Source organism: Streptomyces sp. NBC_00086, assembly GCF_026343255.1.
Taxonomy (GTDB): Bacteria; Actinomycetota; Actinomycetes; order Streptomycetales; family Streptomycetaceae; genus Streptomyces.
In genome coordinates this window covers 2,867,566-2,893,323 of record NZ_JAPELZ010000001.1, presented here as the reverse complement: position 1 = coordinate 2,893,323, position 25,758 = coordinate 2,867,566, and the positions used below count along the sequence as shown (strand labels likewise).

Genomic DNA, 25,758 nt, shown 5'->3' with positions numbered 1-25,758 from the left:
CAGAGAACACCGGAGCGACGCGGGTCTGGACGGAGGTCTCATGAGGCGGAATTCCATACACAAGCAGGGGCTCTATCTCGGGTCCGTGCCGGAGAGGGCGGCGGCGGCCGGGAACGGCTCGACGCCGCTGACCCTCGACCACGACCTCGACGTGCTGCCCGAGGCGGGCCGGCGCCTGACGGTGGCCGATCTCGCCGAGCACGTGGAGGACCTCGCGGGCCGGATATCGGCCGCCGGGGTGAAGGCCGGCCAGCACGTGGTGGTCCACAAGGCGGCGAACTTCGACGTCTGGCTGCTGGCCACCGCGGTGGCCCGTACGGGCGCGGTCCCGGTGATGCTGTCGCACACGCTGGACGCCCCGACCATGGCCGCCCTCATGGAGCGGCTCGACCGGCCGCACCTGCTCACCGACGGCCCCAAGCTGGAGGCGCTGGCCGGGCTGCCGCTCGCCGAGCTCACGCGGGGCGTGATCAGCGTGGGCGCCGCCGCCCCCGGGGTGGCCTCGCTCGCCGAGCTCGCCGGCTCCCCGCCGGTACGGCCCGTGCTCCAGGGCCTGGACGAGCCGGCGATGATCACGCACACGTCCGGCACCACCGGGATCCCCAAGCTGGTGGTGCACACCCCGCGGACGATGCGCGCCCGGCTGCGGCCGCAGCTGGTCCTGCTGGCGTTCATGCGGGGACGCGAGACGGTGGCGATCCACATCGCCTTCGGCCACTCCCGGATGTTCGCGGCGATGGCCCTGTGCCTCACCAAGGGCATGCCGGTGCTGCTGGTCAACCGCGGCGCCCCCGCGGACGTCGCCGAGTTCTTCCTGAAGCACCGGCCCGGACTGATCGAGGCGCTCCCCAACTCCTTCCTGGCGTGGGAGAACCTGGCCGACGATCCGCGAAAGCCCTTCGCCTCGGTGAAGTACTTCAGCAGCACCTTCGACGCGATCCACCCGAGGACGGTCCGCCGGCTCCTCGGGGCCTCCTCGCGCAGGGCGCAGTTCTTCCAGATCTACGGGCAGAGCGAGGTCGGCCCGGCCGTGGGCCGGCCGTACTACCGCTGGTCCGCGCACCGGATGGACGGGCGCTGCGTGGGCTACCCGCTGCCGGGCAGCGCGCGGGTGCGGCTGGTGAGCCAGAACGGCAAGCGGCCCTCCGCGCAGAACCCCGGGCTCATCGACGCCCGTTGGGACGGCATAGCCAAGACGTACCACGGTGAGCAGGAGCGCTACGACGCCAACGTGCACGACGGCTGGTGGCGCACCGGGGACGTCGGTTACCGCAGCAAGTTCGGCTGCCTGCACATGCTCGACCGGGAGATCGACATGATCCCCGGGGTGGGCAGCAGCCTGGAGATCGAGGACCTCGTGCTGGACGAGCTGGAGGAACTGGTCGAGCTCGTCGTCGTGCTGGGCCCGGATTCCCGGGGCGTCCCGATCGTCTGCACCCACGACGACAAGCCGCTCGACCAGGACCGCTGGCGCAGGGCCGTCGCCGCCTATCCCCAGCTGGCCGACCCGATCCAGATCCCGCTGGCCGAACTGCCCCGTACGGCCACGATGAAGACGCGCCGGGTCGAGCTGTCGCGCCGCCTGGAGGAGAAGCTCCTCAAGCAGGGCTGAGCCGGCCGCGGCCCGCAGGCCCCGGGCCGCGGCCGTGGCCCGCACCCCACGCTCCCGGCGGACGGGTCCCGAACGAGGGGCCCCGGTCCGCCGGGAGCTCGGCGTGCCCGCACGCGGGTGGGCCGAGCCCGCGGGATCCCCGCCAAGTCGGCGTCAAGTCGCGGAACAGTGGACGGCAAGATCGGTGTCCGAGTCTTGCCCACATGAAGCGTCAAGATGATGACAGCCATGAGTGAGGCGGCCGGGGGCACCGAAGAAAGCCCGGTGCAAGTCCTCTACGCGGCCATCGAGGAATCGGCCGGCCTGCTGGACGTGGAGTGCGCGCGGGACAAGGTCCTGCCCATCCTGGACATGTACGGCGACGCCCTCGCGCAGGCCGTGGTCGCGTTCCGGCTCGGGACCGGCCACAAGCACGAGGGCGAGCTCGACTGCCGGTTCACGACCCCGCTGGACGTGGACCCGTACGCGCTCGCCGTGGAGCACGGCCTGACCCCGCGGACCGATCACCCCGTCGGCGCGCTGCTCTCGGACATCCGGGACAACTGCCCGGTCGACAGCTACGGAATCGACTTCGGAGTCGTCCGCGGTTTCAAGAAGATCTGGCTGGTCTTTCCCCGGAACGACCTGCAGGCCATTTCGAAGCTCGCCGGAATTCCGTCGATGCCGCCCAGCCTCGGCGAGAGCATCGAATTCTTCGACCGGTACGGCATGGGCGACACGGTCGGCCTGCTCGGCATCGACTACCGGAACAAGACCGTCAACGTGTACTTCGGCGAGCCCCCCACGGGCGGCTTCGCACCGGATGCCGTGCGCTCGATGCTCCGCGAGGTCGACCAGGCGGAGCCGAGCGGGCAGATGCTCGAACTCGGGCAGCAGGCCTTCGGCATCTACGTGACCCTGAACTGGGATTCCCCGAAGGTCGAGCGGATCTGCTTCGCCGTGGCGACCGGGGACCCGACCTCGCTCTCCGTCCCGCTCGACCCGAAGGTCGAGCGGTTCGTGAAGCACGTGCTGGCAGCGGATCCCGACACCAAGTTCGTCTACGCCGTCGCCTCCCAGCCCGACGGCGAGTACTACAAGCTCCAGTCCTATTACCGGTGGCAGCCCGGAGTGCTCGACATCATGCAATTGGAAGACGGGGCTCTGGAGAACCCCGTTTAGCGCCCCTCCCGTTTAACGCCGGTCCCGTTCAACGACCCTCCCTCACCCGCGCATTGCTCATTTCGGCTGTCATTTTCTGGAAGGACGAAGACGAACATGGGAACCATCGAAGTTCCGGTCCTGATCGTGGGCGGGGGCGGCACCGGCCTGTCGGCCTCCGCCTTCCTGTCCGACCACGGGGTCGGCCACGTGCTGGTGGAGCGCCGCGCGGACACCTCGCGGCTGCCGAAGGCGCACTACATCAACCAGCGCACGATGGAGGTCTTCCGCCAGCACGGTCTGGACGCGGAGGTGCTCGAACAGGGCGCGCCCCTGGAGAAGTTCGGCAAGGTCCGCTACCAGACCACGCTGACCGGCGCGGGTCCGCTGGACCAGCGGCTGATCCACGAGATGGACGGGTTCGGCGGCGGCGAGCTCAGCGAGAAGTACGCGGCGGCCGGCCCCGCCCTGTCGGCGAAGCTGCCGCAGGTGCGGCTGGAGCCGATCCTGCGCGAGCACGCCGAGCGCCGCAATCCCGGCCGCGTCCTGTTCGGCCACGAGCTGACCTCGATCTCCGAGGAGGGCGACCGCGTCACCGCCGAGATCCGAGACGTCGAGACCGGCGAGAGCACCACGATCGTGGCGCAGTACGCCATCGCGGCCGACGGCGGCCGTACGGTCGGCGCGGCCCTCGGCGTGAACATGCAGGGCCTGCCCTCCCTGTTCGACGCCACGACGGTCTACTTCTCCGCCGACCTGTCGCAGGTGTGGAACGAGGGCTCGCTCATCACCTGGTTCCTCAACCCCTACCGCCAGGACCTCTCCAGCGCCCTCATAGAGATGGGCCCGACCTGGGGCAAGAACTGCGAGGAGTGGGGACTGCACCTCTCCCTCCTCGGCGTCGACCGCACCGACCCGCAGGCGGTGACCGCCCGGATCCGCGAGGTCCTCGGGCTGCCCGAGCTGGAGGTGACCCTGCACGACGTGACGAGCTGGACCGTGGAGGCGGTGCTCGCCGAGCACTACCGCCACGGCCGGGTCTTCCTCGCCGGTGACGCCGCGCACCGCCAGCCGCCCGCCGTCGGCCTCGGCCTGAACACCGGCATCCAGGACGCCCACAACCTCGCCTGGAAGCTGGCGGCGGTCGTCTCCGGCAAGGCTCCCGACAGCCTGCTCGACACCTACGAGGCGGAGCGCAAGCCGGTCGGCCAGTTCAACCTGGGCTGGGCCATGTCCGCGGCCTCCCACCACCAGGTCGTCATCGACGGGGCCGTCGGCCTCGGCCAGCACATCCCGGCGGAGCGCCGTACGCCGGTGTTCTTCGGCTACTTCGCCCCGACCCCGGTCGGCGCCGCCCAGCGTCAGCGGGCCGCGGAGATCTTCGCGACCCACCGCGGCGAGTGCCAGGCCCACGACGTGGAGATCGGCTTCGCCTACGAGGCGGGCGCCGTCGTCCCCGACGGCAGCCGGCCTCCGGTCCGCGCGGCTCTGGGCGACGTGTACGAGCCCACCACCCGCCCGGGACACCGCCTGCCCCACGCCTGGATCGAGCAGGACGGGCGCCGCCTGTCCACGCACGACCTGACCGGAGTCGCCACCGGCTTCGTACTGATCACCGGCCCGGAGGGGACGGCGTGGACCGGGGCGGCCGCGCAGGCCGCGGAGACGTTCTCGGTCCCGGTCCTCGCGGTGCGCATCGGCGAGGGCGCGGAGTACGCCGACGTCGACGGTGCGTGGGAGGCGGTCCGCCAGACGGCCGCCGACGGCGCCGTCCTGGTCCGGCCCGACAACCACATCGCCTGGCGCAGCACGGGCGGCGAGGAGGACCCGGCCGCGGCGCTGGCCGCCGCGCTCGCGCAGGTCCTGGAGCAGAAGGCCCCGTAACGGGGGCCGGCAGTACGGCTCGTCAGTACGGCTCGGCAGCAGGGCCCCGTAACAGGGCCCTGTAGCAGGGACCCGTAGCAGGGCTCCGCACACAGGGAGGGCGCGGCTCGGGCAGCGCCCTCCACCGAGTGCCCCGGCACTCATCCATCCGGCACGCAAGCATTCCTGGGCAGAAGAGGCAGCACAGCACATGATCGATCGCAGAAAGTTCCTTGTCGGCGCCGGTGGAGCCGCTCTCGCCGCGACCGGGGCGGCCGCCGCCTTCCCCGCTTCCGCCTCCGCCTCCGTGAGCGCCCGGACCCGGTCCGGCATCCGCTGGGGCCGGCTGGACGAGCGGCTCGCCGGACACCTGGTCCTGCCGTCCGACGCGGACTACCAGCGGGCCAAGCAGCTCTACCAGGTCCAGTTCGACGCCGCGAACCCCCGCGCGGTCGCCTACTGCAAGACCCCGACCGACGTGGCGAAGTGTCTGACCTTCGCCCAGAACCACGGCATCGAGGTCGCCGCGCGCAGCGGTGGCCACAGCGCCGCCGGCTACTCGACGACCCAGGGTCTCGTCATCGACGTGTCCGGGCTGAACGAGGTCACCCTGGGCGCCGGCAACGGCACCGCGCGGATCGGCACCGGCGCACAGCTGGTCGACATCGCGAACACCCTCGCGCCGGCCGGGCTGGGCATATCCGGCGGCTACTGCCCGACCGTCGCGGCGGGCGGGTTCTTCCAGGGCGGCGGCATGGGCCTGTTCACCCGGTACATCGGCATGGCCTCCGACAAGGTGACCGCTGCGAAGGTGGTCCTCGCCGACGGCCGCATCGTGACCGCCTCGGCGGACCAGCACCGCGACCTCTTCTGGGCCCTGCGCGGCGGCGGCGGCGGCAACTTCGGCATCGTGACCTCCTACGACGTCACCCCCTCGCCCCTCACCAACGTGTCGGCCATCAATATCGTCTGGCCCTACGCGCAGGCGCTGGAGATGCTCGACGGCTGGGCGAAGTGGCTGGTCGACGCGCCGCACTCGATCGGCAGCGGCATGAACGTCACGCTCACGGACGCCGCCCCCGGCACCGTCCCGACCGCGTCGATCTTCCTCGGCTCCGTGGACACCGGTCCCGCCTTCGACGAGGAGATCGCCCGTCTCCTCTCGATCGTCGGTGCGCCCCCGGTGTACAAGCAGAAGTTCACCGCCCCGTACAAGAACGTGATGATGCAGCTCTACCGCTGCGCCGAGCTCACCGTCGACGAGTGCCACCGCGACGACACCAGTCCGGGCGGCAAGGTCCCGCGCGCCGCGTTCGGCGCCTGGCGCAGCCGTCTGTTCAAGCAGACGATGCCGCGCGAGGGCTGGGCCAAGGCCCTGGAGGTCTTCGAGAGCGACCGGATGCCCGGCCAGATGCGCCAGCTGCAGATCTCCGCCCTCGGCGGAGAGGCCAACAAGGTGGCGCGCACCGCCACCGCGTACGTGCACCGCGACACCCTCTTCTCGGTCAGCTTCCTCACCGCGAACGCCGTCGCGCCCGTCGCCGACGAGGCCAAGGCCTCCGCGAACCGGTGGGTCGACGCGGGCTTCGCCGCCATCGACCCCTACTCCAACGGCGAGACCTACCAGAACTTCATCGACGCGCGGCTGCCCGACTGGGAGCGCTCGTACTACGCCGAGAACTACCAGCGGCTGCGCACGGTCAAGGCCAAGTACGACCCGTACAAGTTCTTCCGGTTCGCGCAGGGCGTCCGCTGATCAGCTGAGCAGTTGATCCCGGTCCGGCCGGCCGTGTCCTGGGGCGCACGGCCGGCCGGGCCGCCCGGTGGCGCCCCGGCATCCGGTGCCGTTCCCGAACTCGATCCCGCTCCCCAGCCGTTCAGATAGGAGCATTCCGTGTACACAGCGGATCTGGCGTACGCGGCCCCGATGCCGTGGCCCGCCGAAGTCGACCCCGATCACGTGGCCCGGGCCACGGACCGGCTGATCGCACACGTCGCCGGCAGGGTCGATGCCGACGGCGCGCTGCGCGAGGAGTGCCAGAGCCGGGTGCTGGAATCGGCGCTCGCACTCTCGCTGATGACGCGCACCGGTACGGATGCGCCGGCCCGGGAGCGCCTGCTCGACTTCCTGCGCGCGCACCGGGACACCCCGGACAAGCTGGAGCGCGTCCTCGCCGCGCTCGCCGTCGCGCGGGCCACCGGCCGGACCTCCGCCGGTGACGCCGGCCTCGTCGCCAAGCTGACGGAGGGCGTGCTCGGCGACGCGCCGGGCTTCATCTCCGCCCGCCGCCGCATGATGGTGTGCGCCGTGCTGTCGGTGCTCGGCTGCCCGCTGCCGCCCGAGGTGCTGACCGCGGTCGCCGACGAGGTGCCCTCCGACCCCCTGCACTCCTGGGCCGCCGTGCAGCAGGCCTCCGTGACCCTGATCCTCGCCGCCGCCGCGGGGGTGGAGAACAAGGTCACCGACGCCGCGCTGGAGACCCTGGCCGCCACGAACCCCGCGACGACGGTGTGGGAGGGCTACGCCCTGATGCACCTGCTGGTGCTGCACGGGCTCGCCGGTTTCCCCGGGAACGAGGAGACCGTGCGCAGCGGGCTGCAGACCCTGCTGGGCCACCAGCGCGCCGACGGCGGCTTCCCGTTCGTCCTGGAGATGCACAACTGGTGCACCTCGACCGCCGGAACGGCGCTCGCCGCTGCGGGCGCCCCGACGGAGCTGCTGCGCCGGATGGCGGGGATGCTCGTCGACCACCAGGGCGGCGCCCCGACCCGCTCGCTCTCCCGCGGCGCGACGCTCACCGACGGCTGGTCGATGTCGGAGATCGTGGCGCAGAACGACGTGGACGACACCTCGTGCGCGCTGGAGTTCCTCCAGGCCATCGACCCGATCGCCTACGGGGACTCCGTGCGGCGCGGGGTCGAGGGACTGCTGGCGGTCCAGGGCGCCGACGGCGGGTTCCCCACGTACGTTGCCGGGGCCTCCTCCGAACCGTGCATGACGGCCGCGGCCGTCTGCGGACTCGCGCCGCACCCCGGCACCCTGCCCGCCCGGGAACGCGCCCTGGCCTTCCTCGTCGCGAGCCAGCTGGAAGACGGCGGTTTCGAGCCGGGCTGGAGCCGCAGCCGGCTGCACACGATCTTCCGCGCGCGCCTCGCCGCGTGCACCGCGGGCCCGCAGGACCACGCCGTGGCCCGCATGGCCGAGCGCATCGAGCGCACGGTGCTGGAGACGCAGAACGAGGACGGCGGCTGGGGAATGCAGCCGGGCGACCCCAGCGACGACATCAGCACCGCCTACGGGCTGATCACCCTCTGCTACGGCACCGATCACCGGCCCATCGGGCGCGCGCTGTCCTGGCTGCTCGCGCACCAGAACGCGGACGGAGGCTACGGCGGCCCGCCCGACATGGTCGGCCCGCGCCCGTTCCCGTACAGCTTCCCCATCCTGACCGACGCTCCCGTGCTCCTCGCCTTCGGTCACGTCCGCGCCCGGATCCGGGACACGGCGGCCGTGCTCCAGGGGGCGAACTGAGGCCAGGGCACGGACCTTTCGCGCCGTGTTCGAGGAATCGCCCACTCCATGTCACCACGGCTGCCAGCGCACGGAGGGAGGAGGAGGTCTTGGACCTCCTCCTCCCTTCGTGCGGGGTCAACGTGCCCTAGCCTCTTGACCGTTAACGACTCAGAAGCTCCATCGCGACGTTCTTTACCCTTCGACGGAAGACCGAGGAATTGACATGATGCGCAAGATAGCGGCCCTGCCCAGTGGAAGGCTGGGCAAATGGGTCGTCATCGCACTCTGGGCGGCCCTGCTCGTGCCGGCCCTCATGCTGGCCGGAAAGCTCGGCGACGTCGAAGAGAACGACAACTCGGCCTGGCTGCCGGGCAATGCGGAGTCGACCGCGGTCGTGGAGCGGGCCGAGAAGTTCATGCCCGCCGACACCCTGCCCGCCGTCGTGATCTACGACCGGTCCGCAGGGGTCACCGACGCCGACATGGCCAAGGCCACGGCCGACGTCGAAGCCTTCAAGGGCATCACGAACGTCGTCGGGCAGGCCCAGGGCCCGGTGAAGTCCGATGACGGCAAGGCCATCCAGACGGTGGTCCAGGTCAAGAAGGACCAGTCGGGCTGGGAGGGGATCGGCACGGTCGTCGACGCGATGACCGAGGTCGGCAAGAAGAACGCCGACGGGCTCGGCTTCCACGTCGCCGGCCCGGGTGGTTACGCCGCCGACTCGATCAAGGCGTTCAGCGGGGGCGGGGCCCTGACGACGATCACCGCGCTCGTGGTGGTCGCGATCCTGCTGCTGACGTACCGGAGCCCGCTGTTGCCACTGCTGCCGCTGCTGACCGTGGGCGTCGCCCTGGTCACCTCGGAGGCGGTGATCTACGTACTGGCGAAGAACGCCGGCCTGGTCGTCAACAAGCAGACCAGCTTCATCCTGACCGTGTTGGTGTTCGGCGCCGCCACCGACTACGCGCTCCTGCTCATCTCCCGTTACCGCGAAGAGCTGTTGCGGCACGAGGACCGCCACGACGCGATGGCGGAGGCCCTGTACCGCTCCAGCCCCGCGATCATCGCCAGCGCCGCGACCGTCGCGGTCAGCCTGATGCTGCTGATGCTCGCCACCCTCAACTCCACCCAGGGCCTCGGCCCGGCCTGCGCGGTCGGCGTCCTCGTCGGCCTGCTCGCGATGATCACCCTGATGCCGGCCCTGCTCGTGGCCTGCGGCCGCTGGATCTTCTGGCCGGTCAAGCCCACCTACGGAGCGCCCGCCACCGCCGAGAACGGCATCTGGGCCCGGGTCGGCACCGCGGTCTCCGGCCGGCCGCGGCTGGTCTGGATCGGCACCGCGCTCGCGCTGGCCGTCATGGCGCTGGGCGTACTCGGCCTCAAGGCCGACGGGCTCGCCAACAAGGACCAGTTCACCAACACCCCGCAGATGGCCGTCGGCGAGCAGATCCAGTCGGAGCACTTCCCGGCCGGCTCCGGCGACCCCATCTTCGTCGTGAGCAAGGGCGCCTCGGCGGAGCAGGTGCGGACCGCGCTGCTCGCCGTACCCGGAATCGCGGCCGTCTCGCCCCCGACGGTCAAGGACGGCGAGGCCGTCATGCTCGGGGAGCTCAAGGACGACCCCAGCAGCACGACCGCGATGAACACCGTCGAGAAGGCCAGGACCGCGGTCCACGCGATCGACGGCGCCGATGCCCAGGTCGGCGGCAGCTCGGCGGTCATGCTCGACACGCAGACGGCCGCCGCCCGCGACTCCAAGGTGATCATCCCGATCGTCCTGGTCGTGGTGCTGCTGATCCTCATGCTGCTGCTGCGATCGGTCGTCGCACCGGTGCTGCTCATGGGCACGGTGGTGCTGTCCTTCGGCGCGGCCATCGGTGTGAGCAGCCTGGTCTTCAACCACGTCTTCGGCTTCGCGGGTGCGGAGGCCTCCTTCCCCCTGCTGACCTTCGTCTTCCTGGTCGCACTGGGCATCGACTACAACATCTTCCTGGTCACCCGGGTGCGCGAGGTGTCGATGGAGCAGGGCACCCGGCGCGGCGCGCTGCTGGGCCTGTCCACCACCGGTGGCGTGATCACCTCGGCGGGTCTGGTGCTGGCCGGCACCTTCGGGGCGATGGCCTCGCTGCCGCTGGTGTTCGCGGCCGAGCTGGGCTTCGCGGTCGCGTTCGGCGTCCTGCTGGACACCATGATCGTCCGTTCCGTCCTGGTCACGGCGCTGACTCTGGACGTCGGCCGGTGGATGTGGTGGCCGAGCAAGCTGTTCCTGCGCGAGGACGACGCCGAGCCCCTGGTGCGGACTCCCGACCTGGAGCCCGTCGGCGGCAAGTGAGACCTCGTACGTACCGCACAGGGCCTTCCGGCTTCGGTCGGGAGGCCCTGCGCGCGTGGGGCGGGTACGGGTGCACGTGGACCGGGGCCGGCCCGGAACTCCCCCTCTTCGGGGGTGAGTTCCGGACCGGCCCCGGTGCTTCGCCGGCTCAGCGGTCGCGGTAGGCCACCTGCTCGGCCATCTTGACCAGGCGCTTGTGCCAGTCGTCCGCCAGCGGCGCGTCGTCGAGCGCGGCGCAGGCGGTCGCGACGAGCCGGTCGATCTGTTCCTCGACCTCTCGGCGGACGCCGGAGGCGAGCAGCGCCTCGCGCAGCTCGGCCGGGTCCCAGCCGCCGTTCCTGCCGTCCTCCACCAGGCGGGCCACCCGCTCGTCCTTGGTGGCCGCCAGGGCCAGCAGCAGGGTCATCTTGTGCTCCACGAGGTCCAGCCCGGCGGGCTTGCCGGTCGCCACCCCGTCGCCGAAGGCGTCGAGCAGGTCGTCGCGCAGCTGGAAGGCCTCACCGGCCGCGACCCCGTACTCCTCGAACGGCGCCTGGAGTTCGGGCCGTCCGGCGATGGCCGCCCCGAGGGCGAGGGGCCGGTGGATGGTGTAGCGGCCGGACTTGCAGACGGCGACCCAGCGGGACAGTGCCGGATCGGCCGTCAGCTCGGCGGCGAGCGCGATGTCCAGCTGCTGGCCGATGATCACCTCGGTGACCAGGTCGTTCCAGACCTCCAGGGCCGGGCCGGTGAGCCCGCTGGCGAGCCGGTTGGCGTAGCTGAGCGCCAGGTCGCCCGCGAGGATGCCGATGCCCTCTCCGAACCGGCGGTGCTCGCCGGCCCAGCCGTGCTCCGCGTGGAGGGCGGCGTGCTTGGCGTGCACGGTGGGGGTCCCGCGCCGGGTGTCGGAGTTGTCCATGATGTCGTCGTGGATCAGGGCGAACACGTGCAGGAGTTCCAGCGCGGCCGCCGCCGCGACGACCGTCTCCGTGGCTTCGGCGTCTGCCGTACCGCCGGCCGCCAGGTAGCCGCTCACGCAGAAGGCGGGGCGCAGCCGCTTCCCGCCCGCCCCGACGATGTCCGCGACCGCCTCGACCGGCACCGCCACACGGGCGTCGACGGCCCCCCAGCGCTCGGTCTCGGCCCTCAGGAGGTCATCGATCAGGGCGCCGACCCGGGCCAGCAGCTTGTCGCAGGCGTCACGGTCCACGTCCGCGCTCCCGGTGGGGGCCTGCGGCGTCGGCCGGTCGGGTTCCGCGGGAAGTTTGATCACGACGTTCTCCTTGGCAGTCACTTCGGTGTGGTTGCGCCGGCGCGCGCGGACCCGGCACGGTCCGAAAGGGACGCCCCGGGGCCCGGCGCGGAGCAGGCCGCCGATCCGGCCACCGGGAACCAATGAATTCAGGCCGCAGGATTTCGGGCTTTCCGAGCTGCGACGGTCATCTTCGGTCAAATGGCTTGCCGGGGACTGAGGGGCGGATTGGTATTGGCTTGGAGGCAAGCCGATACCAATCCGCAAAATAGTCGCGGCCAAGTCGAAGGTTGGCGCGGGCGCGGGCCATCGGCTGTAATGCGTGGTGGGCTCCCGGACTTGGCCGTGCCGGGCCGTGCCGGGCCGGTCGGCTGCTCGGCAGGACTTGTTCGGACGGCCTGACCGAAAGCCGCCGACGCTCACTGCGGGGGATCTAATTCGGCAGGCGAGTTGCCGTGTGTTCATTCGACTTGGGGAATTCTAGGCGGGCGGAAGGAAGTCCTTGACTAATCCCTCCCGACTCGGTGATCCTCTTCGTGCAACCCATTGATCGGAGCTCCGGAAGCAGGAGTTCCGAGGTCAGTAAACAGAGGGGGCGGCTCAAAGCCGTCAGACGGGTCGGGCCGTTCCTCCTGAATGTCTTCGCACCGCACCGCACGCAATTCCGTCCGTCCGGCGCGCGGCGCGGCCCTCGCGGGGGACGGGGGAGGAACCTCTGCCCCCTCCAGTCAACCGGCTTGAAGCGGGCGGGCCTCGGCGTACCCGGCCGGCCCGCGCCAGAGGCCGTCGGGCCGCTCGCGTTCGAGCGGGAATTCGCAGCGACTACGAGGAAACCAATCACATGAGCGGGCTAATTGTTCCACCCGGCCAGGGGCGAAAGCTGGTCACGAAGGCACAGGACGTGACCTTCAAGGTCACCGCGGCGGACGGCTCTTCCTTCTCGGTCTTCGAAGTGATCGTGCCGCCGGGATTCGACGTCGGCGCGCACACCCACACCAAGTCGCAGGAGTTCTTCTACGTCCTGGAAGGGGAGTTGGAACTTCTGGCGTTCGAGCCCGCCGAACGCACGACGGACACGTGGCGCACCTGGGAATCCACCGCCGGGGACAAGGCCGTCCGCGCGACCGCCGGCAGCTGCATGTTCGTCCCCCCGGGCACCCCGCACGCCTTTCGCAATGCCTCGGACGAACCGGCGCGGATGCTCTTCCAGAGCTATCCCTCACCCGATCACGAGCACTATTTCGACGAGATCGTCGAGATCTTCTCCGCCGGCCCCTCGGTGGACGCCGAGGCCGTCCGGCTGATGCGCGAACGCTATGACGTCAACCAGATCACGCCCCTGCGTTTCGAACCGCCCGCCCTTGCGAATCTTCGGTCCGCGACCGACCGCACGGCGTAACGAGAGGTGACCACCATGGACAGGATTCCCCTCGTTCACGCGAGTCTGGGAGAGAAGGAACTGGCCGCCGTGGCCGAGGTGTTCTCCTCGGGCTGGCCGGCCGGCCAGGGCCCGCAGGGCAAGGCGCTGGAGGCCCAGCTCGTCGAGCGCTACGGGGTGGGCGACGCCGTCTCGCTCAGCAACTGCGGCGCGGCCCTCCACCTGGCGATGCTCGCCCTCGGCGTCGAACCCGGCGACGAGGTGATCGTCGCCGACTACACCTTCCCGGCCCCCGCCCACGCGGTGCGCTACGTCGACGCCGTCCCCGTCTTCGCCGACGTGCGCGCCGACACCGGCACCGTGGACCCGCAGGCGGTGGAGAGCCTGATCGGGCCGCGGACCGTCGGCATCATCGCGGTGGACACGGTCGGCCTGCCCGCCGACTACGCCGAGCTGAACGCGATCGCCGACCGCCACGGACTGTTCGTGGTCGAGGACGCCGCCTGCTCGGTCGGCGCCACCTACCAGGGGCGCCAGGCCGGCACCCTGGCACCGGTGGCCTGCCTGTCCTTCCACGGACGCAAGGGAGCCACCAGCGGCGAGGGCGGCGCGCTGCTCTCCGCCGATCCCGTGATCGGGCAGGACGCGCGACTGCGGTCCTCCTTCGGCATCGGCAGCATCTTCGACCAGTCGCAGGTCGTCGGCCTGCCGATCCCCGAGTTCACCGACATCGGCTACAACTACAAGATGTCGGACATCGCCGCCGCGATCCTGCGGGTGCAGATGGGCCGCATCGACGAACTGCTGGTCCGCCGGAGCGCCGTCGCCGCCCGGTACGGCGAACTCCTCGCTCAGGAAGAGCTCCTGACGCTGCCCCACGTCCCCGAGGACCGCACCCACGCCTGGCAGTCCTACATGGTGACCCTGGACCCGCGCGTGGACCGCGCCGGCCTCGCCGCCGCACTGCGCGCCCAGGACATCGGCTGCGGACACGGCACGTGGGCGACCCACGTGCAGCCGGTGTACCAGTCCAAGCGCCGCTGCCCGGTCTCGGCCGACCTCTTCCAGCGCAACCTGGCCATCCCGATGCACGCCGAGCTGACCGAGGCGCAGGTCGAGCGGGTCGTCAGCGTCCTGCGGACCGAGCTGCGCACCCACGCGCGCGGCCGCTGAACCCCCGGCGCGGCAGCAGGACTCGGCTGCTGCCGCGCCGTCCCGCGAAGCGCGTCCCCACTTCCACGCCCGCGCCCGCCCCCGTACGTCCCTGACCGAGCCGGAACCTGTGTGTGAGGAGTGTTGGTGCTTACGGTCTCCCTTGTCGGCGCGGGGCCGCGCGGATTCGCGGTCCTGGAGCGGCTCTGTGCCAACGAGCGCAAATCCCCGTCCCACCGAGCGGTGACCGTGCACGTCGTCGAGCCGCACGCACCGGGCCCCGGCAGGGTGTGGCGCACCGAGCAGCCGCGCCAGCTGCTGATGAACACCGTGGCCTCGCAGGTCACCGTCTACACCGACCACAGCGTGCTGATGGACGGCCCCGTCGAGGAGGGCCCCAGCCTGTACGAGTGGGCGGCCGCCCTCGCCCGCGACGCCGAAGAGCCCGCGGTACGCGACCGGTTGCCCGCCGAGGCGCTGGCCGAGGCCCGCCGGCTGGGCCCCGACGACTACCCCACCCGCGCCTTCTACGGCGCCTACCTGGAGGACGCCTTCCGCGCGGTGACCGAGGCCGCGCCCGGGCACGTCACCATCGTCGAGCACCGCACCCGCGCCGTGGCCCTGACCGACGAGGCCGGTCACGGCGGCCCGCAGACCCTGGAGCTGGCGGACGGCACACGGCTCACCGGCCTGGACGCCGTGGTCCTCTCCCTGGGCCACGTGCCCGCCCGGCCCACCCGCGGCGAGAGCGCGCTCGCGCGGGCCGCCGCCGCGCACGGGCTGACGTACATCGGTCCCTCGAACCCGGCCGACGTGGACTTCTCCGTGGTGGCGCCCGGCGAGACGGTCTTCGTCCGCGGCCTCGGACTGAACTGCTTCGACGTGCTCGCGCTGCTCACCGAGGGCCGCGGCGGCACCTTCGCCCGCGAGGGCGGCGCCCTGCGCTACCTGCCCTCGGGCCGGGAGCCGAACATCGTCGCCGGCTCCCGGCGCGGCGTCCCGTACCACGCGCGCGGCGAGAACCAGAAGGGCCCGTACGAGCGCCACGAGCCACGGCTGCTCACGCCCCGGGCCATCGACCGGCTGCACCGGCGAGCGCAGGACGGCGAGCGGCTGCACTTCCTCACCGACCTGTGGCCGCTGATCGCCAAGGAGGTCGAGGGCGTCTACTACGGCGCCCTGCTCGCGGCCCGGGGGCGGGAGCGGCAGCGCGCATCCTTCGTCGAGCACTACCTGGCCGCGCCGGACCCCGCGTCCGAGGGCCGGCTGCTGGACTCCGCCGGCATCGCCCCGCACGACCGCTGGGACTGGGAGAGGCTCGCCCGGCCCTACCGCGACCACGTCCTGCGAGGCCGCGCCGACCACCGGGCCTGGCTCCTCGCGCACCTGGCCGAGGACGTGCGCCAGGCCAGGGCCGGAAACGTCCACGGCCCGCTGAAGTCCGCCCTGGACGTGCTGCGCGACCTGCGCAACGAGATACGCCTGGCCGTCGATCACGGAAAGCTGGAGGGCGCCTCCTACCGGGACGACCTCCAGAGCTGGTACACCCCGCTCAACGCGTTCCTCTCCATCGGGCCGCCCGCCTCGCGCATCGAGGAACTGATCGCGCTGATCGAGGCGGGAGTCGTGGAGGTCCTCGGACCCGGCGTACGGCTGCACGCCCCGGCCGCGGACGACCGCGAGGCCGTCTTCACGGTCACCTCCGACGTGGTTCCCGGCGCCCCGGTGGCGGCCACGGCCCTCGTCGAGGCCCGGCTCCCGGAGCCCGACCTGCCGCGCACGGCGGAACCGCTGCTGCGGGACCTGCTGGAGAGCGGGCAGGCCGCCCGCCACCGCATCGAGGGCGCCTGCGGGATCGCGTACGAGACCAAGGGCCTGGCCGTGACCGAGCGCCCCTACCGGCTCGTCGACGCCGGCGGCCGGGCCCACCCGCGCCGGTTCGCCTACGGGGTGCCCACCGAGGCGGTGCACTGGGTGACCGCCGCCGGGAGCCGCCCCGGGGTCAACTCCATGACGCTCGGCGACGCGGACGCCATCGCCTGCGCCGTGCTCGCCCTGCCCGTCGCCCCTCGGACAGCCGGTCCGCCCGGACGGTACCGGCACTCGCCCACCGACCACATCGAGGTGAACGCATGAGCGCAGACCCCACCGCGAGCGCGCCGGGCACGGCGCGGGACCCGGCCGGGTACGGACCCGACGCCGGGCTGCTCTCCCCAGTCAGGGCCGGTACGCCCGCCGAGGCCGTCACCTCCGACCTGGCCTGGCTGCAGGCCATGCTCGACGCGGAGGCGGCCCTCGCCCGCGCCCAGGCCAAGACCGGCAGCGTGCCCGCCGAGGCGGCCGCGGTCATCACCCGCGTGGCGCGGGCCGAACTGCTGGACGTGCGCGCACTCGCGCTGGTCGCGCGCGAGACCGCGAACCCGGTGGTGGGACTGGTCCGGGAACTCACCCGGCTGGTCGCCGCCGAGTCCCCGCGAGCCGCCGAGTTCGTCCACCACGGCTCCACCAGCCAGGACGTCTTCGACACCGGCGCCATGCTGGTCGCCGACCGCACGCTGCGGCTGATCCGCGCGGACCTGGAGCGGTCCGCCGAAGCCCTCGCGGCCCTCGCGGCCCGGCACCGCGACACCGCCATGGCCGGCCGCACCCTCGCCCTGCACGCCGTACCCACCACCTTCGGCCTGAAGGCGGCCGGCTGGCGCAGGCTCCTGCTGGACGCCCGGGACCGGGTGGCAGCCGTACTCGACGGAGGCCTGCCGGTATCGCTGGGCGGGGCCGCCGGCACCCTCGCCGGATACCTGGAGTTCGCCCCGCAGGAGTCCGCCCTACAGGAGTCCGCCCCGCAGGAGTCCACCGAGCCCGGAGCGGGGCACGATTACGTGGATCGCCTCCTGGACGCCTACGCCACCGAGACCGGCCTGGCCCGCCCGCCGCTGCCGTGGCACGCGCTGCGCACCCCGATGGCCGACCTCGCCGGCGCCCTGGCCTTCGTCACGGGAGCCCTGGGCAAGATCGCCGTGGACGTGCAGTCGCTGACCCGGACCGAGGTCGGAGAGGTCTCCGAGCCCGCGGTGGAAGGGCGCGGCGCGTCCTCGGCGATGCCGCACAAGCGCAATCCCGTACTGGCCACCCTCATCCGCAGTGCCGCACTCCAAGTGCCCCTGCTGGCGGCCGGGGTGACGCAGTGTCTGGTCTGTGAGGACGAGCGCTCGGCCGGCGTGTGGCACGCCGAGTGGCAGCTGCTGCGCGAGTGCCTGCGGCTGGCCGGCGGCGCCGCGCACACCGCCGTGGAACTGACCGAGGGGCTGGTCGTACGGCCCGAACGGATGCGGGAGAACCTGATGCTGACGGGAAGCCAAGTGGTCTCGGAGCGGATGTCCGCCGTGCTGGCACCCCGGCTCGGCAAGGCCGAGGCCAAGGAACTGCTGACCCGGGCATCCGCCGAGGCGGACCGCACCGGAGGCTCACTGGCCGACATCCTGGGCGCCCTGCCCAAGGTGAAGCGGCACCTGACGGATGCCCAGATCGGCCGGCTGCTGGACCCGGAGGGCTACACCGGCGCCGCACCGGCCCTGGTGGACCAGGAGTTGGCCGGCCCGGACGGAACCCCGCACGCGCGGGCGCGGTAGGCGGGGCGCCGCCGGGTCCACCCGGCGGCGCGAGGAAGCCCCGGCCGGGGGCGGACGACCTCAGGGGTCGCCGTCCCCGGCCGGGGCTCCGTCGTTTCCGGGGTCGGGGCGACGGGTTTCGGCCAAAGTGCTTACGGGCCGATCCGCCTCAATCCGCACGCCGAAAGGCCCCGGTGAACGGCAAGTCGCCGCCAAGCCAGCAGCAAGCGCCATACGCGATGTTGGGGAACGTACACGCTGTGAGGGCAGCAGAAATTCTCTACGTCAGAGAGATAGATGCCAGGTATGCCAATTCTATGTAAGCCTTCGGTGAGCGTGCCGGAACACATCATCACGATGGAAGACACTCTGGCATTCGCCAGGGAAGCGCACGCGGGCAAGCCGCAGCTTCCGCTGGCCCTTCGACTGATAGAGAACACGGGGGTGCGAAAGCGGCACCTGGTCCAGCCGATCGAAAAGACGCTGCGCCACCCAGGATTCCAGGAACGCAACCGCATCTACGAGCTGGAATCGAAGAAGCGGTGCCCGGAAGTCATAGAGAAGGCCCTGGAGAACGCGGGTCTGATGGCGACGGACATCGACGCGATCATCTACGTCTCGTGCACCGGGTTCATGATGCCCTCGCTCACGGCATGGCTGATCAACGAGATGGGATTCCGCTACGACACCCGGCAGCTCCCCATCGCGCAGCTCGGCTGCGCGGCGGGCGGCGCGGCCATCAACCGCGCCCACGACTTCTGCGTGGCACACCCCGAGAGCAACGTCCTGATCGTCTCCTGTGAGCTGTGCTCGCTGTGCTACCAGCCCGATGCCGACGACGTCGGCTCACTCCTGTCGGACGGGCTGTTCGGCGACGCGGTCGCGGCCGCGGTGGTGCGGGGCAGCGGCGGCGCCGGCGTTCTGCTGGAGCGCAACGCCTCCTACCTCATTCCGAACACCGAGGACTGGATCTCGTACTCCGTCCGCGACACCGGATTCCACTTCCAGCTCGACCGCCGAGTTCCCGGGACGATGGAACCGATCGCTCCGGTGCTGGGCGATCTGGCCACGCTCCACGGCTGGGACATCGGCGATCTGGATTTCTACATCATCCACGCCGGCGGCCCCCGCATTCTGGACGACCTCGCCAAGTTCCTGGGCGTGGACCGGACGGTCTTCCGTCACAGCTGGTCCACGCTGACCGAATACGGGAACATCGCCAGCGCGGTCGTCTTCGACGCCCTTCGCCGGCAGTTCGAGGAAGCCGAGCGCCTGACGACGGGATCCACCGGTGTGATCGCCGGATTCGGGCCCGGAATCACCGCCGAAATGGTCCTGGGGAGCTGGGTTCCGGCTGCCCCGCAGCACACGGAAGCGAAGCCGGCCGCCCTGTCGGTGCCGCGTCAGCTCTCGGGAAGCATGGTGGGGACGGCATGACGGACAGCAAGCCGACGTCGGATCGGATCATGCGGCTCATCACGGGGTACTGGGCGACCGGCATCCTCGGTACGGCGGCGCACCACTCCCTGTTCACGCACCTGGAGGACGGCGCCGGCTCCGCCGCCCGACTGGCCGAACGGGCCGGGATATCCGAGCGCGGCGCGCAGGCCCTCCTCGACGGTCTGGTCAGCATCGGCCTGGTCGAGGTGGACGGGAACGGCTACCGCAACACCATCGAGGCGTCCGCCTTCCTGGTGGAGGGACGGGCCGAATCGCTGAGCGGGTTCGCCAAGCTGAAGATGGCCCACATGGGCAGCCTTGCGGTGCTGCCCGAGGTGGTCCGCGCCGGCGGCCCGCTGGCGGACGCGGTCGTGGAGGTGGCCGACAACCCGCACTGGGAGAACCTCGTCCAGGCCATCGCCGCGCAGTCCGTTCCGGTCGCGAAGATCGCCGCAGAGACGCTGCGGCTGTCGGAGGCCGGGGAGATCTCGATCCTCGACATCGGCGGCGGATCGGGCATCTGCTCGGGCATCTGGCTGGAATTGAACCCCGAGGCGCGCTCGACCCAGCTCGACTGGGAGCCGATCAACTCGATCGCCCGCCGCCTGCTCGCCGAACGGGGCGTGGGCGACCGCGTCAGTTACATCGACGGGGACTTCCACACCACCGGCTTCGGAGACTCGGCGCACGACATCGTGATGTACTCCAACATCGCCCATCAGGAGGGGCCGGAGGACAACATCGCGATCTTCGCCAAAGCCCGCAGTGCCCTGAAGCCCGGCGGCACGCTGATCATCTCCGACTACATCGTCGAGGACGACCGCAGCGGCCCTCCCTTCGCGCTGACCTTCGCCTCGGAAATGCTGCTCAAGAGCAGGCACGGGGGCACCTGGCGCCGAGCCGATTACCACGACTGGCTCACCAAGGCCGGCTTCGGGGAAATCACCTTCCAGAGCACGCCTTCGCCGACCACTTTGATCTTCGCGCGGTAGTCGACGGCTCTTTTGCGGAGCGCCGGACGGAGGGGAAGCGGATTGGGCCCCACCCCGGCGCTCCCGGCATGATCACTGACGGGCGGAACGCCACCGCACGAGGGCCCGGTGGATTGCGAACGCTGCCCGGATCTACTTCCCCGGGCATACGGGATCCGGCTGGCCAATGTTCAACTCACGAGATTTTCAACGGGGGTTGTCATTCTTGATCGGGATGCTGGATCCTTCCTCGTGCAGAGGTGACGACACTCGTCATCCGGCTCAGGCCGGGACGTACGCATCTTTCGGGGGAGCTTGATGAGTACAGAGGCAGTGAACGAAGAAATTGATTTCGGTGTGTTGACCGCAGACCTCAGGGGCGGCGGTAGACGCGGTACGGACATTGTCGTCGGACAGCGTTTGGGAGGCAGTAGCAGGAGCACCCGGAGCGTCGCCGAGCTGGAGCGGGAAGTACGCGAACTCCGGCAGGCCAACGAGACCCTGAAGATGTACTTCACGATGGCACTGGAGCTCGATCTCCAGTCCCCGCCCCCGGCCGCCGTCTTCGAGATGGCGCGCGAGCGGACCGGTGCGCACGCCGTCGCGCCCCGGTCGCCCGCACCACGGCCGCACGGCGGGGTCCGGTGGGCGCAGGAGGACCCCGAGGAGACCAGGGACGCAACCCCGACCAAGGTGGAGTTCCGGGTGCTGGGTCCGATCGAGGCCACCATCGGAGGCCGGTACGTCGACCTCGGGGCGACCAAGCAGCGCGCGGCGCTCACCTTGCTGGTCAGCCAGGTGGGCCAGCCCGTGTCGGTCGACGTGCTGGTGGAAGCGCTGTGGGACGGACAGCCGCCCCAGTCGGCGATCTCCTCGCTGCACGCCTACATCGCCAACCTCCGTCGGGTGCTGGAGCCCGACCGCGCGCCGCGCAAGCCCGCGAAGGTACTGCGCACCCGGGGGCGCGGCTACTTACTCGACAGCAGTGCCGTCGACGTAGACGCCCACCGGTTCGGCACATGCGCGACCGCCGGCTGGCAGGCACTGGACCGGTGCGACCCGCAGCGGGCCCTCGAAGAGTTCGAGGCCGGGCTGGCCCTGTGGCGGGGGGAGGCGTACGCGGAAGTCTCCGACGCCACCCACGTGTCGCCCGAGGTCGTACGCCTGGAAGAGCTGCGGCTCTCGGTGGTCGAGGGTCGCTGCGCGGCCCTGATCGCCGTGGGCGCCCACGAAGTGGCCGTCTCGGAACTGGCGGGCTTCACCCAGGCCCATCCGCTCCGCGAATACGGCTGCGAACTCTTCAGCCTGGCCCTGTACCGGGCCGGGCGGCAGGCCGATGCGCTCTCGGTGCTGCGGATGCACCAGCGGCGCATGGCCGAGGACCTGGGCATCTCGTCGAGCCCCGCGCTCCAGCGCCTCGAGGTCGAGATCCTGCGCCAGGCCCCGACCCTGGACTGATCCGGGTATCTCCGGTACCTCAGCCCGAGGTCAACCCGGCCGCGATGGCGGGCACTTCACCCGCCCGCACCCTGCGCCGCCCCGCCCGGCGGCGCAGGGCGCGGGCCGCCGGCAGCAGCGTGCACAAGACCGAGAGCGCGGCGCAGACACCGGCGACCGCGCCCATCGCCAGCCAGGGCACGACCACCGGCGAGTCGACCCCGAGGACCGCGAGGGCGGCGCGCATGCCCGCCAGGTTGACCGCGGTCACCGCCGTCCCCAGGAGGGCGCCGACCCCGGCGGCCAGCAGGGATTCGGCCGTCGTCACGGCGAGCACCTGGCCGCGGGTGGCCCCGGCCAGCCGGAGCAGGCGCAGGTCGCCGCCCCGGTCGGAGGTGGCCATCAGCAGGGTGTTGGCCAGCGCGATCGCCGTGTAGAGCAGGGCGATGCCCAGGACCAGGACGTAGCCGAGCACCGTGAAGCGGTTGATGCGCGGGTGCGTCGCCGCCAGCCACTCCTCCTTGGTGTGGGCCGTGGCCCCGTACCGGGCCGCCGCCCCGCGGACCGACGCGGCCGCGGACGCGGACGCGGACGCGGGGACCTTGACCTCGATGCGCGAGACCTCGGCGCCGGGCGCGTTGCGCGGGGTCACGTAGGCCCCGTTGTCGCCGGTGCCCGTCCGCATCACGGCCACGATCCGCAGCCGGACCGCGGTGCCGTCCGCCAGCCACAGCGGTACGAAGTCCCCGACCCGGTGCTGCCACCACTCCTGCGTGACGATGATGCCGCCGTCGTCCAGGTCCGCGACCGAGCCCGCCACCACCGGCAGCCGGGAGACCTCCGCCAGCGCCGCCGGATCGACCGCGAAGGCCTCCGTCGGCACCTTCACGAACCCCTCCTCCAGCACCGTCAGCCGGGTATCGGCCACCGCGAGGGCGCTCGCCCCCGGGACTCCGGAGAATCCCGCCGAGTCCGGCAGCCGCCCTCCGGTCAGTACGTAGTCCGCGCCGGTCCGGGCACCGGCCTCAGCGGCCTTGGCCTCCTTCAGGGTCCAGGCCGAGCCCAGCAGCGATCCGGTCAGCGCGACCATCACCAGCACCGGGGCCGCCACCGCGGCCGTCCGGCGGATCCCGGCGGACGCGTTCGCCCGCACCAGCCGGCCCGCGTAGGAGGTCAGCCGGGCCGGAAGCCACATCAGCAGCCGTACGACGGGCCGTACGAGCACGGGCGCCAGGAGCCCGCACGCGGAGATCAGCAGCATCGGCTGCACGGTGTACGTCTTGCGCTTGAGCAGCGCGCCCGGGTCCGACCCGAGCCGCCACCCCACGAAGGCGACCGCGCACAGCAGCAGCCCGCCCCCGGCCACCCAGCGGCCCGGGGTCATGGGCCGCTCGTCGGTCACGGCCTCGCGCAGCGCCTCCAGCGGACCGACCCGGCCCGCCCGCCGGGAAGCGGCGTACGCACCCGACAGCGCGACCAGCAGTCCCGTCCAGAACGCCGCGTGCAGCGGCCAGGTCTGATCCCCGATCGCGTACCCGGCGGGCGCCAGCCCCTGCGCCACCGTCCAGCGGGCCATCAGCGGGGCACCCTCCCGGCCCAGGGCGAGCCCGGCCGCGGATCCGGCCAGCCCGACGGCCGCCGCCTCCGTCATCACCAGGCGCCGCAGCTGCCCCGGCGTCGACCCGCTCAGCCGCAGCAGCCCCAGCTCGCGGCGCCGCGCGGCCACGGCGTACGAGAAGGTCGACGCCACCACGAAGGCCGCCACGAAGGAGCTCACCCCGCCGGCGGTGCCCAGCATCGAGTTGAGGCCCACCACCTCGGCCCCCGCCGGCAGCGCCGCCGACGCGGCGAGCCCCAGTCCCATGACCGTCATCAGCGCGACCCCCAGGGCCACCGCCACGAAGGTTCCCACCTGTGTCGTCCAGCGCCGCCGCAGCGACTTCAACGCGATCTTCAGCATGGTCCCCAGCCAACCGGCCGCACGGCCCCCGGTCAGCGGGGCAGGGGCGAGTCCCGAAGGTATGGCCAGCCCTACCGCGCCGCCCGCGCTCGCCGCCTACCGTGAACCCATGCCGCCCAACTTCCCCGTCCCGTTCCCGGGCCGCTACCTGCGCTCCGCCCGGCCCTGGCGCGCCGTCGGCTATCTGCTCGGCGGCGCCGTCACCGGAGCCCTCGCGCTGACCCTGCTGACGCTGCTCGCCGTCTGCGGGACGGCGCTCGCCGTCGTCCTGGTGGGGCTTCCGCTGCTCGGCGCCCTCGCGCTGGCCGGCGTACCCTTCGCGGCCGTCGAGCGCCGCCGGCTGCGGCTGCTCGACCCCGGCTCCGCGCCGCTGCCCGACCCGCACCGCGATCCGGACCGTACGGGGCTCGCGGCGTGGGCCCGCACCCGCTTCCGCGAGCAGGCGACCTGGCGGGAGCTCGGCTACGCGGTGCTCGCCGCCACCCTGCTGTGGCCGCTGGAACTGCTGGCCGTCGGTGCGCTCCTGCTGCCGGTCGACCTCCTCGCGACCCCCGTCCTGCTCGCCCTCGACGGGGAACGGGTCAACCCGCTCAAGATCCACGGCATCACCGGCTACCCCCAGGCCCTGCTGTGCGCCGCCGCCGGCCTGCTGCTCCTCCCGCTCCTCCTCTACGGGCTCGGCGCGGCGGCAGCGGCCCGCGCGGCCCTGGCCCGGCTGATGCTCGGCCCGGCACAGGGCGATCTGGCCGTTCAGGTAACGGAGTTGACCAGCTCCCGGGCCCGGCTGGCGGCCGCCTTCGACGCCGAGCGGCGGCGTATCGAACGGGACCTGCACGACGGCGCGCAGCAGCGGCTCGTCGCCCTGTCCATGACCCTGGGCCTGGCCCGGCTGGACGCCCCGCCGGGCAGTGCGCTCGCCGGGCAACTGGCCGCCGCGCACGCCGAGGCGGGGCAGGCGCTGACCTCGCTGCGCGAGCTCGTCCACGGCATCCACCCTCAGGTGCTCACCGACCGGGGCCTGCCCGACGCCGTCGCCGACCTCGCCGACCGCTCGCCGATCCCCGTCGACACCGACGTCGACCTCCCCGGCCGGCTGCCCGAACAGGCCGAGTCCGCCGGGTACTTCTTCGTCAGCGAGGCCCTGGCCAACGCGGCCAAGCACAGCGGGGCGGGCCGGATCACCGTCACCGGCCGACACGACGGAACCCGCCTCGCGCTGGAGGTGGCCGACGACGGCCGGGGCGGCGCGGACGCCGGACGGGGGAGCGGGCTCACGGGGCTCGCCGACCGGGTGTCCGTCGTGGACGGCAGACTGACCCTGACCAGTCCTCCCGGAGGTCCGACCCTGCTGCGTGTGGAGATCCCTTGCGTTCCGAAGGCACCGAAGGCACCGAAGACGGCGAAGACGCCGAATACCCAGGGGGCGGCGTGAACCCGGCGAGGGAGGCCACCCCCGCCGGAGCCTCCCGGCCGCCCCTGCGCGTGGTCCTCGCCGAGGACTCCGTGCTGCTGCGCGAGGGCCTCGTCGGGCTGCTCGCCCGCTTCGGGCACCGCACGGTGGCGGCCGTGGGCGACGCCGCCGCGCTCGAAGCGGCCGTCGCCGAGCACCGGCCGGACATCGTCGTCACCGACGTGCGGATGCCCCCGGACCACACCGACGAGGGGCTCCGGGCGGCCGTGCGGCTGCGCGAGACCCGCCCGGACCTGCCCGTCCTGGTCCTCTCCCAGTACGTGCAGCGCTCGTACGCAACCGAGTTGCTCGACTCCGGCGACGGGACGGCCGTCGGGTACCTGCTCAAGGACCGCGTCGGGCAGGTGGAGGAGTTCCTCGACGCGGTCGCGCGGGTGGCGGCCGGCGGGACCGTGGTCGATCCCGAGGTGGTGCGCCGGCTCATCAGCCGCCGGCGCGACCCCCTGGAGCGGCTGACGGCCCGCGAGCGGGAGGTCCTCGCCCTGGTGGCCGAGGGGCATTCCAACGCCGAGGTGTCCCGCCGGCTCACCGTCTCCGAGGCGGCGGTCGGCAAGCACATCGGGAACATCCTGATGAAGCTCGACCTGCCCCCCGCGCAGGAGTCCCACCGCCGGGTCCTCGCCGTCCTGGCCTACCTGCGGGGCTGACG

17 protein-coding genes are annotated in these 25,758 nt (G+C 72.0%); 15 read left to right on the top strand and 2 right to left on the bottom strand.

The window, feature by feature from the left end; genetic code table 11:
• Positions 1–40: 40 nt before the first annotated feature.
• From OG276_RS12625 to OG276_RS12600, 6 genes are all read left to right on the top strand, one after another.
• Complete coding sequence (locus tag OG276_RS12625) at positions 41–1,612, top strand: AMP-binding protein (RefSeq protein ID WP_266904916.1); 1,572 nt, start codon at positions 41–43, stop codon at positions 1,610–1,612.
• A gap of 228 nt (positions 1,613–1,840) precedes the next feature.
• Positions 1,841–2,773 (top strand): aromatic prenyltransferase, encoded by a 933-nt coding sequence (locus tag OG276_RS12620; RefSeq protein ID WP_266904914.1) that lies wholly within the window; start codon positions 1,841–1,843, stop codon positions 2,771–2,773.
• A 96-nt stretch (positions 2,774–2,869) separates the two neighbouring features.
• Positions 2,870–4,636 carry an FAD-dependent monooxygenase gene (locus OG276_RS12615; RefSeq protein WP_266904912.1) on the top strand — a complete coding sequence of 589 codons (1,767 nt, stop codon included), beginning with the start codon at positions 2,870–2,872 and terminating at the stop codon, positions 4,634–4,636.
• A 190-nt stretch (positions 4,637–4,826) separates the two neighbouring features.
• Positions 4,827–6,371 carry an FAD-binding oxidoreductase gene (locus OG276_RS12610; protein ID WP_266904910.1) on the top strand — a complete coding sequence of 515 codons (1,545 nt, stop codon included), beginning with the start codon at positions 4,827–4,829 and terminating at the stop codon, positions 6,369–6,371.
• A 138-nt stretch (positions 6,372–6,509) separates the two neighbouring features.
• Complete coding sequence (locus OG276_RS12605; protein WP_266904908.1) at positions 6,510–8,147, top strand: prenyltransferase/squalene oxidase repeat-containing protein; 1,638 nt, start codon at positions 6,510–6,512, stop codon at positions 8,145–8,147.
• Positions 8,148–8,352: 205 nt separating this feature from the next.
• Entirely contained in the window at positions 8,353–10,461 is a 2,109-nt protein-coding gene (locus OG276_RS12600; protein ID WP_266904906.1) for an MMPL family transporter, read from the top strand.
• A gap of 148 nt (positions 10,462–10,609) precedes the next feature.
• Here OG276_RS12600 and OG276_RS12595 read toward each other — a convergent pair whose 3' ends face one another.
• A complete protein-coding gene (locus tag OG276_RS12595; protein WP_266904904.1) occupies positions 10,610–11,713 on the bottom strand; it encodes a polyprenyl synthetase family protein in 1,104 nt (367 codons plus the stop codon).
• 820 nt (positions 11,714–12,533) lie between these two features.
• Between OG276_RS12595 and OG276_RS12590 the strand changes: the two genes are divergently transcribed.
• The 7 genes from OG276_RS12590 to OG276_RS12560 all read left to right on the top strand — a co-directional run bounded on the left by OG276_RS12590 (position 12,534) and on the right by OG276_RS12560 (position 21,699).
• Positions 12,534–13,091: a cupin domain-containing protein gene (locus OG276_RS12590; protein ID WP_266904902.1), complete on the top strand. Its 558-nt coding sequence runs from the start codon at positions 12,534–12,536 to the stop codon at positions 13,089–13,091.
• 15 nt (positions 13,092–13,106) lie between these two features.
• Positions 13,107–14,243, top strand: a complete 1,137-nt coding sequence (locus OG276_RS12585) for a DegT/DnrJ/EryC1/StrS aminotransferase family protein (RefSeq protein WP_266904900.1) — start codon at positions 13,107–13,109, stop codon at positions 14,241–14,243.
• Positions 14,244–14,369: 126 nt separating this feature from the next.
• Positions 14,370–16,358: an FAD/NAD(P)-binding domain-containing protein gene (locus tag OG276_RS12580; RefSeq protein ID WP_266904898.1), complete on the top strand. Its 1,989-nt coding sequence runs from the start codon at positions 14,370–14,372 to the stop codon at positions 16,356–16,358.
• Entirely contained in the window at positions 16,355–17,851 is a 1,497-nt protein-coding gene (locus OG276_RS12575; protein ID WP_266904896.1) for an adenylosuccinate lyase family protein, read from the top strand. The genes OG276_RS12580 and OG276_RS12575 overlap by 4 nt, the downstream gene beginning before the upstream one ends.
• A 285-nt stretch (positions 17,852–18,136) precedes the next feature.
• On the top strand, positions 18,137–19,267 hold the full coding sequence (locus OG276_RS12570; RefSeq protein ID WP_266912746.1) for a type III polyketide synthase: 1,131 nt from the start codon (positions 18,137–18,139) through the stop codon (positions 19,265–19,267).
• Complete coding sequence (locus OG276_RS12565; RefSeq protein ID WP_266904894.1) at positions 19,264–20,262, top strand: class I SAM-dependent methyltransferase; 999 nt, start codon at positions 19,264–19,266, stop codon at positions 20,260–20,262. Before OG276_RS12570 ends, OG276_RS12565 begins: the two co-directional genes overlap by 4 nt.
• A gap of 399 nt (positions 20,263–20,661) precedes the next feature.
• Entirely contained in the window at positions 20,662–21,699 is a 1,038-nt protein-coding gene (locus tag OG276_RS12560) for an AfsR/SARP family transcriptional regulator (RefSeq protein WP_266904892.1), read from the top strand.
• 19 nt (positions 21,700–21,718) lie between these two features.
• Here OG276_RS12560 and OG276_RS12555 read toward each other — a convergent pair whose 3' ends face one another.
• A complete protein-coding gene (locus tag OG276_RS12555; protein ID WP_266904890.1) occupies positions 21,719–23,638 on the bottom strand; it encodes an FtsX-like permease family protein in 1,920 nt (639 codons plus the stop codon).
• A gap of 109 nt (positions 23,639–23,747) precedes the next feature.
• On the opposite strand from OG276_RS12555, the gene OG276_RS12550 reads away from it, so the two are divergent.
• Together OG276_RS12550 and OG276_RS12545 are read left to right on the top strand one after the other, a co-directional pair.
• Positions 23,748–25,070: a sensor histidine kinase gene (locus tag OG276_RS12550; RefSeq protein WP_266904888.1), complete on the top strand. Its 1,323-nt coding sequence runs from the start codon at positions 23,748–23,750 to the stop codon at positions 25,068–25,070.
• Positions 25,067–25,756, top strand: coding sequence for a response regulator transcription factor (locus OG276_RS12545; protein ID WP_266904886.1), 690 nt, complete (start codon positions 25,067–25,069; stop codon positions 25,754–25,756). The genes OG276_RS12550 and OG276_RS12545 overlap by 4 nt, the downstream gene beginning before the upstream one ends.
• The last annotated feature ends 2 nt before the right edge of the window (positions 25,757–25,758 follow it).